At 66.8% G+C, this 10,873-nt stretch carries 11 protein-coding genes and 2 pseudogenes; 6 read left to right on the top strand and 7 right to left on the bottom strand.

Going from position 1 to position 10,873, the window contains the following annotated elements:
• Nucleotides 1-686 precede the first annotated feature (686 nt).
• Both QMZ92_RS35315 and QMZ92_RS35310 read left to right on the top strand, forming a co-directional pair.
• Nucleotides 687-1,214: a DinB family protein gene (locus QMZ92_RS35315; RefSeq protein ID WP_283301960.1), complete on the top strand. Its 528-nt coding sequence runs from the start codon at nucleotides 687-689 to the stop codon at nucleotides 1,212-1,214.
• Between the two features lie 168 nt (nucleotides 1,215-1,382).
• Nucleotides 1,383-1,634 carry a hypothetical protein gene (locus QMZ92_RS35310; RefSeq protein ID WP_283301958.1) on the top strand — a complete coding sequence of 84 codons (252 nt, stop codon included), beginning with the start codon at nucleotides 1,383-1,385 and terminating at the stop codon, nucleotides 1,632-1,634.
• Nucleotides 1,635-2,736: 1,102 nt separating this feature from the next.
• On the opposite strand, the gene QMZ92_RS35305 is transcribed toward QMZ92_RS35310, so the two are convergent.
• From QMZ92_RS35305 to QMZ92_RS35280, 5 genes are all read right to left on the bottom strand, one after another.
• Entirely contained in the window at nucleotides 2,737-3,039 is a 303-nt protein-coding gene (locus QMZ92_RS35305) for a hypothetical protein (RefSeq protein ID WP_283301956.1), read from the bottom strand.
• 36 nt (nucleotides 3,040-3,075) lie between these two features.
• Nucleotides 3,076-3,378: a hypothetical protein gene (locus tag QMZ92_RS35300; protein WP_283301954.1), complete on the bottom strand. Its 303-nt coding sequence runs from the start codon at nucleotides 3,376-3,378 to the stop codon at nucleotides 3,076-3,078.
• Entirely contained in the window at nucleotides 3,368-3,919 is a 552-nt protein-coding gene (locus tag QMZ92_RS35295; protein ID WP_283301952.1) for a bifunctional DNA primase/polymerase, read from the bottom strand. Before QMZ92_RS35295 ends, QMZ92_RS35300 begins: the two co-directional genes overlap by 11 nt.
• A 972-nt stretch (nucleotides 3,920-4,891) precedes the next feature.
• Nucleotides 4,892-5,599 carry a hypothetical protein gene (locus tag QMZ92_RS35285; protein ID WP_283301950.1) on the bottom strand — a complete coding sequence of 236 codons (708 nt, stop codon included), beginning with the start codon at nucleotides 5,597-5,599 and terminating at the stop codon, nucleotides 4,892-4,894.
• On the bottom strand, nucleotides 5,596-7,104 hold the full coding sequence (locus tag QMZ92_RS35280) for a hypothetical protein (RefSeq protein WP_283301962.1): 1,509 nt from the start codon (nucleotides 7,102-7,104) through the stop codon (nucleotides 5,596-5,598). Before QMZ92_RS35280 ends, QMZ92_RS35285 begins: the two co-directional genes overlap by 4 nt.
• Before the next feature lie 268 nt (nucleotides 7,105-7,372).
• Between QMZ92_RS35280 and QMZ92_RS36200 the strand changes: the two are divergent.
• The 3 genes and pseudogenes from QMZ92_RS36200 to QMZ92_RS35270 form a co-directional block, all read left to right on the top strand.
• Nucleotides 7,373-7,492: pseudogene (locus QMZ92_RS36200) on the top strand (transposase); the annotation flags it as partial.
• Between the two features lie 43 nt (nucleotides 7,493-7,535).
• Nucleotides 7,536-8,365: pseudogene (locus tag QMZ92_RS35275) on the top strand (IS5 family transposase).
• Nucleotides 8,362-8,784 carry a hypothetical protein gene (locus QMZ92_RS35270; protein ID WP_283301947.1) on the top strand — a complete coding sequence of 141 codons (423 nt, stop codon included), beginning with the start codon at nucleotides 8,362-8,364 and terminating at the stop codon, nucleotides 8,782-8,784. Before QMZ92_RS35275 ends, QMZ92_RS35270 begins: the two are co-directional and overlap by 4 nt.
• 142 nt (nucleotides 8,785-8,926) lie before the next feature.
• Here the strand turns inward: QMZ92_RS35270 and QMZ92_RS35265 are convergent, their stop codons facing one another.
• Nucleotides 8,927-9,295, bottom strand: coding sequence for an anthrone oxygenase family protein (locus tag QMZ92_RS35265; RefSeq protein ID WP_283301945.1), 369 nt, complete (start codon nucleotides 9,293-9,295; stop codon nucleotides 8,927-8,929).
• Nucleotides 9,296-9,613: 318 nt separating this feature from the next.
• On the bottom strand, nucleotides 9,614-10,024 hold the full coding sequence (locus QMZ92_RS35260) for a nuclear transport factor 2 family protein (RefSeq protein ID WP_283301943.1): 411 nt from the start codon (nucleotides 10,022-10,024) through the stop codon (nucleotides 9,614-9,616).
• A gap of 96 nt (nucleotides 10,025-10,120) precedes the next feature.
• On the opposite strand from QMZ92_RS35260, the gene QMZ92_RS35255 reads away from it, so the two are divergent.
• Complete coding sequence (locus QMZ92_RS35255) at nucleotides 10,121-10,747, top strand: TetR/AcrR family transcriptional regulator (protein WP_283301941.1); 627 nt, start codon at nucleotides 10,121-10,123, stop codon at nucleotides 10,745-10,747.
• The last annotated feature ends 126 nt before the right edge of the window (nucleotides 10,748-10,873 follow it).

The following is a 10,873-nucleotide window of genomic DNA, read 5'->3' as shown; positions in this document are numbered from 1 at the left end:
GGGGTCGCCCGATCCGGCGACAAGGCGCCACATGGTCGTCGATGAACACGTACAGTGCCGCCAGAAGGGCGTCCAGGTTTGTCTTCACACACTGACCAACGGGCGCCCTTCGCCATGGTTGCGACCAGCACACACATCGGACTCACTCATCTAGGGAGTGCAAAGGTGGAATAATCACACTGCTCGGGAAGGGAGCCGTCCATGCCTCAGGACCGGAAACGATCCTTCGCTGACAGCCCCGGCGGGATGGCCTTGTACCTCGTCATCTCTGGGTGGGCGGCCGCCAGTACCTCCAGCCCACAGTGGGTTCGCGTTGGATGGCTGGTGCTCTTTGTTACGTGGGCTGCGCTCTTGCTACGCCACTTGATCGAACAGCGCAGGAGGCGTGAGCCCGCGCTTCCTGACATCCACAACTGACATCAACGTCGACAGACAGCGGCGAATCAGGAAGGCCTTCAAGGCCCCAAAGACCTGACGCTGTTCCTCGTTTCAGCAAGCTCCAGGGGCCCAGGATCGAACTCCTGAAGCGGGTGTCGCAGGTTCGAATCCTGCCAGTGATCTGCACCGCCCTCTGTTCCCAGGCGGTGCAATGTCCACAGCGTCGGCCAGGACCGCAATGACATCGAGAGTCCACGGATTTTGATCTTCCGCTGATCGCAGCGTCAGCTGTCTGGTAGGAAGCGGCCATGGATGGTGCACTGATCGGACTAGCAGGCACAACGGTGGGCGCCGCGACAGGATTTGCAGGCGCCTGGCTTGCACAGCGTGGACAGCTACGTATCCAGCAGGAACAGCGAGTCCATGCAGAACAGGTCCGCTGGCTGGATGACAAGAAGGGCCTTTACCGAGACCTCTTGATCACTCTGTACGGCTGGCACGACTCCCTCGTCTCCATCCTGAAGGACGAGGATGACGGCAAGCTGCTCGACTATCGGTCGGCAGCCTACAAGTGGATCGTCGAAGCTACCCTCATAGCCGGCGACGAGGTCCGTTCCACCGTGAGAGACGTGCATCGTGCCCTGCTCACTGCACAAGCCGCGATCTTCGAGGGCACCTCAACTGCGGACGAATGGCCCCTTCAGTCCGTGGAGGATGGTCTCTCAGCGCTGGAAGACGCGCTGCGGGCCGAACTGGCTATGCCGGGGCGTGTGGGTTCGCGGTCCTTGCCAGCCCGCTGTCGCGGAACCGTCGGACCGATCACTGGGCGTCCCTGACCCCGCTCGTGCTGATCAACGACGCTGGCAGCGCGGCTGAGACCGTGGAGGTGCAGCAAGGCGTGCACGCGCCATGCCAGTTGGCTGACTGCCGCTGTGGCTGACTGTCATGGCCGAGGTCCACGGAAGTGCGGTTCTCGACCAAGGCACGAGGGTAGTGATGTCGACGTGAGCCATGACCACAAGGAAGAGTTACGCAGTCTCGTCAGCCACTTGGGCTCCGGCATCCGTGACACGCACTTCCGACCCGCGTACGACGCAGCCGCAAACGTCTGCTCCAGCATCTTCGACACGATCCCCGTAGACCTCCACGACGTCGTACACGAGGCGGTCATGGCCGGATACGCAGCCGCGCTGAGCGACCTGGAGGAAGGCAAGCTAGACGAGCAAGTTCGAGAGCGGTCCGAGATCACCGAGTGAGGCTTCGCGCTGTGGGCGTCTCAGTTCCCGTCTCATTCAGCCCCATTCACGGCCGTTCAGGCGAGACCCGGAGCCGTTCCCACACCGGCGGCCAACCGCACATAGACCCAGGTGAACGCCCTCGAACACAGCTCAAGACTCGACCACCACAGTTGGAAAGCGTGCGGGCATGTTCCGTCTCCGCCGTAGACGCCAGGCCGTAGAGTCACCTGCCCGTCAGGGGTGACGCCGACGGGGGGTAGCCATCCAAGACCTCGGGATGTCGTCGTTCCAGCCGTTCTCTCGGTCGAAGGTGGCTGCTCGGCAGCCCCGGCTTCGATCAGAGCTGTGCAACCAACGCTCCCGGTCCCGGGAGTCCGTCTGAATGGGCTGCCCACACTTAGCGCATGTGTCCCGATCGGGCTCACTGTCCGCCATCGCCTCAGTGGCGCGCTCCTGAGCCTCGTGGGCCAGTTCTTCCAGTAGGGCCAAGACCTTCCGCCCGGAAATGCCGGGCTCGTCGTCGAGAGCTTTCCTCACGGCGCGCACCATCGTGTCCGCTTGCGCAGACCTCATGGTTTCCATGATCGCGTACGTACGATCGTCCATCGCGCCCCCCGGCCCGTGCTCGAAGTTCCGCTTCAACGTACAGCAATCCCAGCAACTGGCAGGATCTTTCACTGACTCTCACGAGCTGTACCGCAGCCTGTAGGACCTCCAATGATCGGCTTCTGTGGAGCTACGGCGGTGGCGCGCGACTGTCATGCGCCGACTCTGGCGCGATCACCCGATCAGGAACCCTGTTCGACCAGGCCAGCCCCGCGATCGATAAGCGGATGGCGTCTAAGCCGACCAAACTGAGAGCTCAGACCCTCGCCGTTGATCAAGTCGTGTACGCGTGGGGTGGTCGCCTCCGCAGTCCCGTCCAGGCTGCGGCGCTGGGGCGCCGGTCCCGGCCGGGCGGTCGGAGTCGACCACCACGCACGAGTTGTTCAGCGACATGCTGAAGCCCTGTGCGCCGGTTGCCGCGCTGAAGGCAACCGGCGCACAGGGTCGGGTCCGGTCCACTACGGGAGGGGAGCGGCTGTCGACTGCAGCGGACCGGAGTTGTGAGGTGCAGACGTCAGGCCGCCGGAGCGTCCCGTTGGTCGTGTTCGTACGGCACCGGGGACGTGCCGGCCGCCGCCTCCGCAGCCAGTCCCGCAGCGATCAACCCGGCCAGCAGTGCCGCCGCCTCCGGCCGAATCGAGCCAAGGCGCACCAGGCCGTCACCGAAGACGTTTACGTCAGCGCTGAGGCCGGGGAAGTCCGACTGCAGGCCGAGCGCGCTCAGTTGTCGAGCCAGGGATTCAGCGCCGCGCCGAGCACGGACCCATCCGCGGACGTAAGGCACACCGGGCGTCAAGGTCTCCGCTCGCTTGGCCACGACTCCTCGCCGATCCGTCAAAGTCGCCTCCGCCCCTCAGCTTTCTCGTATGTCCGTCGGTCCGCTGCACACGCCGGCTGCTCCCTGGGTGCAGGACAGCGCGTGTTTCAGCAGCTCCGCCAACCGTTCCGCTGTCTCCGGCGACACGCGCCCGAGTTCGATGAGGCCATGGCCGAACGCGTTCGGGTCCGCCCGGAGATAGGGGAAATCCTTCTCCAAGCCCGCTGCCGTCAGTGCGTCGCGCAGCGCGCTGGTTGCTCCGCGCGCGGCGTACCACCCTTCGCTTTCGAGCGGCGACCATCGGGCCGCGTCGTGGCGGTCCTCGCCCTCACCGTTCATCGGCCGCCGCACCTTCCAGGACGTCCGCCGCCGCTACCTCCGGATTCGGGTACTGCTCGCCGTAGTGATCGACCCGCTCCAGCAGCTCGGCAGCGGCCACGAACATGAACGCCAGGGCCACCGGGCGCAGTGGGTCAGCCTCCGGGCGGCTCACCGGGGCACGGAACCACTGGTAACGGTCGCCGGACATCGGCATGGGGCCGGGCACGACCACGAACGCGTCCTTGCTCAGGTACCTGTACGGGGGCGGGTTCTCGCTCACCCTGGTCAGGAAGCGGACGAAGCGCTCACGCAGCTGGGAGTTGAGGAAGAAGCCGACTCGTCGAGCCGCGTGGTCGACCATGACAGGGCCGAGCGGCATGTCCCGGCGTACGAGTTGGTCGAAGGTCTCCAAGCCGGTGCGGTAGTCGAGTGCCACCACGTCGAAGAAGCGTCCCGTCGGCAGCATGCAGGGAGCACGCGGATCGTCCGCCCATCGTGCCCTGCACATCTCCGGGTCGTCAGCGGCAGCAGACAGCCACTCGACGCCTCTTCTGGTCATCCTCTGCGCGTCATCTCACCTCAGTCGGGATGCGCCGACGACCCCTTTGCCGTCGCAGATCCAGACTCGGTCTACAGCCCCTGAGCTGGGCAGATGGCGAGCGGTGACGGGGGATGACGTGGTCTGCGTCTCTACGTCATCCCCCGTCACCCTCCAATCAGCACGGACAACTTCGGCTACGACGCGTACGCGACGCTCGGCAGCGCGTAGATTCGACTGGTGGGACTGGCTTGTTGTACGACACCCCAGAGGGAAGGAAGAGGCTCGATCCCGATGCAGTCGATCGGTATCCGCTTACGTGAAGCCCGTACCTCTCGGGGATGGAGTCAGCCGCGCCTCGTAAGGGAGTTGCGTCAGGCCGCCGCGCGACGTGGGCACCAGCTCCCGGCAGACGCCAGCGTGAAACGGCGTATAGTCAGTTGGGAGAACGGCCACAGCGTTCCGGACGAGTTCTACGGCCCGCTTCTCTCGATGCCCTCGGAATGTGCACCGCGGAGCTCGGGCTGAACCATGCCGGCGGAGAGGACTTGGCCCTCTTGGAGGCCGGATACCCGGCCAGTCCGGATGCCGCGATCGAGACCGTCGGCGGTTTTGGCGTGCCGACCTCAACGGCTACGAGCCGTTGTTCGAGGTCGAGCCCTCAGAGCCAGCCTGGAACGAAGCCTCGTTACGGTGGCTCGTCGCTCCCGAACCGGAAATAGCGTCCCCGGCCACGGACAGGCCGCGCACGCCCTCGGGTGCACTCGCTGCACGAACGACGTGCGGTCCGACGGCTGCCCGCGGGACCGCCGCGTTCCCGGCGTTCGGACGCACTCGGTTACCCATGCGCCTCGAGCGCCCGGCAGCCTTACTCGAGCAAGCTGCCGACCTGTGAAAACGCCGGAACCGACGGCAGCCCCGGCGGTCAGTACGGTGTCGAGTCCCACGAGGGACAACATGCCCGGGGCCCTGATGAACCCCGCAGGGCCTCTCTCAGTTCGGTGAGGACGAAGGCGCCGGGAGGTCGCTGATCCCGGGTTCGTAGTGGGCCCGGACGTAGAGGCGGGTGCGGTCCGGGGAGTACTCGTGGGCGTACAGGCGGACGCAGCGCTCGTCGGACGTGTCGTATGCGTCGGACGAGCCGAAGGGGTCCTCGGACGCTCCGGAAGGGGCCGTGGTGACCTGGGGCCCGTCGGCGCTCGGACAGACGTAGCCGTAGCGCACGCCGTCCTTGAACGTCTCCGGCTCCGGGAGGCCGAAGTGGGCGAAGTCGTGCGGTGCGATGTCGGTCGCGGCCGCCGTGGGCTCCAGCCACTTGCCCTTCGGGGGGTTCTCCTTCAGGTACACCTCGGCCTCGGACCTGGTCAGCGTGAAGGTGAGCAGGCCCGTGTCGAAGCGGGAGGTGATCTCGTACGCGGCCTCGGCCGACTTCGCCGTGGTCGGCACCGTGAGGCCCATCCGCTTGCTCATCCACTCCGGTGTGATGCCTGGAGCCCAGGTGGAGTCCGCCGCCTGTTCCGCCACGCGGTCGGCGCCGGGGGTGGCCCGTCCGCCCTCTCCGTCGTCGTCCTGATCGCCGCACCCCGCCACGCCGAGCGCGACGGCAATCGCACTCGCTGCGATCCGGGCGACGAGCCGCCCACGGCCCGCGTGGCGGCCGGCGCGGGCGGTTCCCGTGCTGTCCGTGGGAAACTCGCTCATCGGTCGCTGCCCCTTCCCGCCTCCGGGGTCGTACGGTCCTGCTGCTGCTCGCGGCCGGGATTGGTTCGTCCGTCCCTGCCCTCTTCGGGCCCCGGGAGCGGGCCTGTGTTGGGTGCTGCGGAGCCCAGGTCATAGTGCTGGACGCCGCTGCTGCCGGACATGTCGAATTCCTGGGCGAGTCCCACCCGGTGCAGCTTGGCCATCTGCCCGTCGGGGATCTCCATCGGACCGATCTTGACGCCCTTGCCCTCGTCCCAGTTGTAGCGGTCCCAGACGTTGGCCTGGTAGTCCATGGCGATCTCGGGGTTTCCGTGAGCATCCGGAACCGCCGTCACCACACCGGTGACGTTGGCATTGGCTCCGCCCACCGCGTAGAACCAGTTCTCGTCGGTCTCCTTGGAGAAGTAGAAGCCCTCGGGCGCTTTCGCCTCGACGGGGAAGGCGACCGGCTTTCCACCGTTCTTCCGGAATTCCTCCAAGGCCTGTTCACGCCAGTCGTCCTGGTTCGTCCGAACGATGTCGTCGATGTACGACTTGAAGCTGGGGACGTCCGTCATCATCTTGTCCACCGACAACGTCACGGAACTGCCACTGTTGCCCAGATAGTGGGCCATGTGACGGGACGCGTCCGTCATGCCCTGCCAGTCGGCACCCTCCACCATCAGCCTCATCTTCTGCTCGGTGGCACGCTCCTCAAAGCCCGGTGGCTGGGAGCCGTGCCGCCCTGCGCCGGCGTCCGCCGCGACCTGCGGCATGGTCGGACTGAGAATGCCCGCCGCCATCAGGTCGTCCTTCCGTGCCAGCCAGAGCTGGGCCCTCGCCGCAGGACTCAGGGACTCCCACAAACGCCGCAGCTCTGCGCGTTGCTGCGGATCCGCGTCCTTGCCGAGCCCAGCGAGTTCGTTCGCTCGCGGCAACTGCTCCTCGTCGAGGACGTGTACCGGGCGTGGCCGGCGTTCTGCGGGTCGTTTCCGTGACTCTTGCGAAGCGCACGTACGGCTGCCGCGTCGACCTCGGCGGCATGTTGGACGATGCCGGTGAGGGTGTCCGTACCACCTGATCCGATCCTGGGTGCGCTGGTCGGCCCCTTCCGGGGTGCAGATCCTCTCAGAGACGCGGACCGTACCATTCGGGCCGTCGAAGACCAGGAGTCCGGGGTCTGGCGGCTGATGGGACGGGTTCCCCTTGCCCGCCGATTCGGTGAGGGTCTGTGCCTGCCTCTGGTACCGCGTCAGCTCGGCGTGGGCGTCTCCGAGGACGCTAGCGATGCTCTCGGCCTCCCTCCGCAGGTAGGAGAACTCCTTGGCCGTCTTGCCGACGAACTCTCTGGTCACGGTGGCGTTGGCACCCTGCCAGCGAGCCGCATTCGACTTTTTGACCAGTCCGTCCCGGACGTCGGTCGCGAGCTTGGCCAGTTCACCGGCCATCGTCTTCCAGTCGGTCGCCGCGGCACCCAGCTTGGTGAGGTCCAGGGCCATGAGATCCGAGTAGGAGAAGCCCCCCACTGTTCCTCCTACTGAAGTACTCGTTGAGCGCCGAGACGGACACGGGGCCTGTCCGGCCCCGGAGCTCAGCCGCGATCGCCGCGTCGTCGTGCGCATGCGCCTTCTTGCTGTAGTCGAGGTGGTTCGAGATGTGCGCGCACGCCTGCAGGACGTGCTTCACCTGTGAGAGGGCGGTATGTGAGTGTTTAGGTAACTTGTCGTCACCTGAATGTGTGGCAGGACGGTATCCCGGCCGGTCGGGGGCCGTGGGCGTGCTGGGCTGGTCGCCGTGAGCGAGCGCAAGCCCTACAAGACCGACCTGACCGACGAGCAGTGGTCGCTGGTCGAGCCGGTGATCACCGCGTGGAAGGCCGGTCACCCCTCGGTCAGCGGCCATCAGGGCCGGTACGNCCCGGCCGGTCGGGGGCCGTGGGCGTGCTGGGCTGGTCGCCGTGAGCGAGCGCAAGCCCTACAAGACCGACCTGACCGACGAGCAGTGGTCGCTGGTCGAGCCGGTGATCACCGCGTGGAAGGCCGGTCACCCCTCGGTCAGCGGCCATCAGGGCCGGTACGCGATGCGGGAGATCGTCAACGCGCTGCTCTACCAGGGCCGCACCGGCTGCCAGTGGGAGCTGCTCCCGCACGACTTCCCGCCGCCCGGCGCGGTGAAGTACTACTTCTACACCTGGCGTGACGACGGCACCGACCAGACCATCCACGACCTGCTGCGCTGGCAGGTGCGGGAGAAGGCGGGCCGGAAGGCGGTCCCGAGCCTGGTGGTGCTCGACACCCAGAGTGTGCACGCCGCGGCCGGGGTGCCCGTGCAGTCGACGGGGCGTGATGCGGCGAAAAAGTACCGGGCCGCAAGCGCGGCCTGGCTGTTGACGTCCTGGGGCTGGTGATCGCGGTGGTCGTGGTGGCCGCGTCGGCGCACGAGAACGCCGTCGGTATCACTCTGCTGGACAAGGTCGCCGCCGACGCCGACACCGTCGAGAAGGCCCTGGTCGACCGGGGCTTCAAGAATGCCGTCGTCACGCACGGGGAGAAGGTGGGCATCGAGGTGGAGGTCGTGGAGCGCAACCCCGCGCAGACCGGGTTCGTTCCGATCCCCAAGCGGTGGATCGTGGAGCGCGCCTACGGGATCTTGATGCTGCACCGCAGGTTGGTGCGCGACTATGAGCACCAGCCCCGCACCTCCGAGTCGCGGGTGTACTGGGCAATGACCGCGGTGATATTGCGCCGGCTGACCGGGGCCACTGCCGCGGCCTGGCGTACCGCATGACCGGCGATCAGCTCACCCTCGGCGCGGTGCTGGCACGGCTGGAGGAGCGGGAGCGGGAGATCGCCGCGCAGGCCGAGGCGGTCAAGGAGCGGATCGCGGAGCTTTCCGCGCAGCTGGAGGAGTTTCACCGTACTGCCGAAGAGATCCGGATCACTCGCAAGACGCTGCTGGAGCTGCCCGAGCCGGTCCCGCCCGTGCCGCCGCCCCCGAAGCTGCCGGACCATCCGGCCTACCAGCAGATCATGGCGGTGTTCGCTGCCGCCGACGCCCCGCTGCGGGCGCGGCAGGTGTGCGAGGCGATGGACCTGGAGATCGCGCCCAACACCATCAACAACACCCGCTTGAAGCTCAAGGGGCTCGTCGAACGCGGGATCCTGGCCGAGACCGAGCAGGGCTTGTTCACCCATCCGCGGCCGTAAGCCGCCCTGCGTCGCCGCGACTGTAGGGTCCACGGCTTCATGCGCACTGGTCCCTGCGGGAACGCCGGAATCCGGGCTTCGGGAGCACTGACCGCGTCGGTTCGTTGTGAGCAATCTGGACCCCGATGGTCGGCGAGGGCCATTACTTTCCGTGGTGCCACCGGGGCTTCGTCTGGGGCCTGTCTTTCGGATCGCGCCCCGTGCGGTGCTGACGCAGGGCAAGAAGGATCAGCAGGACGAAGGCGGCGAACGCGGCACCTGTGCGGGCGTAGTTAAAGGCTTCCCAGCGAGCGAGAATCTCTGCATGGTCGGGGGGAGCCGAGGTGGCGGCCCACTTCTTGATCTGACCGTTGATGGGGACGTTGCCGAGCCGGGTGATCAGGAAGGACGTCAGCGCCAGGAGTGCCGCTCCGCCGGCGAGCCGCCGTGTGGTGCCGCGGGTCATGATGGCGAGCGTCATGGAGCTAAGCGCCGACATCCCCATGGCCGCCTGCATGGTGATGCCGTTCATCTGCATCAACTCCGTGTGGAAGGNGCCGGGTGATCAGGAAGGACGTCAGCGCCAGGAGTGCCGCTCCGCCGGCGAGCCGCCGTGTGGTGCCGCGGGTCATGATGGCGAGCGTCATGGAGCTAAGCGCCGACATCCCCATGGCCGCCTGCATGGTGATGCCGTTCATCTGCATCAACTCCGTGTGGAAGGACAGCCTCATCTCGAGCGGTACGGCGTTGAACGTGGGAACCAGGTTGGCCGCTCCGTAGCCGAATGCGCCCGCGAGAGCGCCGGTGGACAACAGGGCAACTGCCTGGGCGAGTCGGATACGCATCTTTGCTACCCCCCGTGCTGTGGTTCGGTTCGATCGAGGCTCCGCGTGAGCTGCTCGGCCCGTCGCAGCAGGCCCTCGGTGGTGAAATCCGCGAACATGTGCACCTGCGTGGTGACCGGCCCGGTCTTACGCATCCGGGCGTGGATCGTGAACCGGGCCGCGATCCGGTTACCGTCCGCCAGCGCCTCGTGCACCTCGAACCGGAACTCGGTCAGGTTCCTGCGCACGGGGCGCAGGTGGGCGGCGAGCCGGTCCCAGTCGAGTCGTACGCCGTCGGCGATCTGTACGACGTCCCGGGTGTAGAACCTCGCCATGAGGTCGGCGGGGTCCTCCGAGCCGTGGACGACAGCCTCGGTAAAGGAGGTGAAGAAGTCGGCGACGAACTGCTCGGGGGTCTTGGTTTCCAGAGGTTGCATGTCGCTCCGGCCAGGCAGGCAGGGTCGCACCCCGCTACTATCTCTTACATCTCTGTAAGATATGCTCGCCAATTAACTTTGACAAGGCTGTAAGAATTGTCTGCTTCAGAAGTCCCCGATGACACCTCGGCCGTTCGGCGTCGCCGTCGGGCCGACGCCGAACGGAGCAGGGAGGCCGTACTCGACGCCGCGGTCCGACTGCTCGCCGAGCGGCCCGATGCGGGCATGGCCGCCATCGCCGCAGCAGCCGGCGTCACCCGCCAAACCATCTACGCCCACTTCGGCACCCGCGACGCACTGCTGGAAGCTGTGGCCGACCGCGTCACGGAAGAGGCCATGGCAGTGATGGACGCGGCGGAAGTCGAGGACGGGCCCGCCCTCGACGCACTCCTGCGACTGCAGGACATCGGGTGGCTGCTGTTCAAGCGGCATCCCGTGCTGCTCCAGCTCGGCACCGCCCCCGCACATGCCGAAGCCGACCGAGCGCGGCACGAGCCCGTCGCAGCCCGACTGACGCGGTTGATCGAGAAGGGGCAAGCTGCAGGAGAGTTCGACCCCGACCCGCCCGCCGCCTGGCTGGTCGGGGCGGTGACCGCCCTGGGACACGCCGCCGGCAACGAGGTCGGGGCCGGCCGCATGACAGTGGCCGAGGCGGCGGCCTGTCTTCGCACCGCCACGCTTCGCGTGCTGAAGGTGCAGCCCCACAGGGCTCACAACCCCTAGGCAGTCCCGTCTTGGATCAGTGGGCGGGCCAAACGAAGATCGAAAGAGCCCTCGATGGGGATCGCTACTGAAGTCGCGGATCCTGCAGCGACCTGCCGCTCACCCTCAACGAAGCGGCAAAATCAG

The organism is Streptomyces sp. HNM0645, assembly GCF_030056615.1.
GTDB classification, from domain to species: domain Bacteria; phylum Actinomycetota; class Actinomycetes; order Streptomycetales; family Streptomycetaceae; genus Streptomyces; species Streptomyces marianii.
Note: the sequence above shows the minus strand (reverse complement) of the source record. Positions and strands in the feature narration are given on the sequence as shown.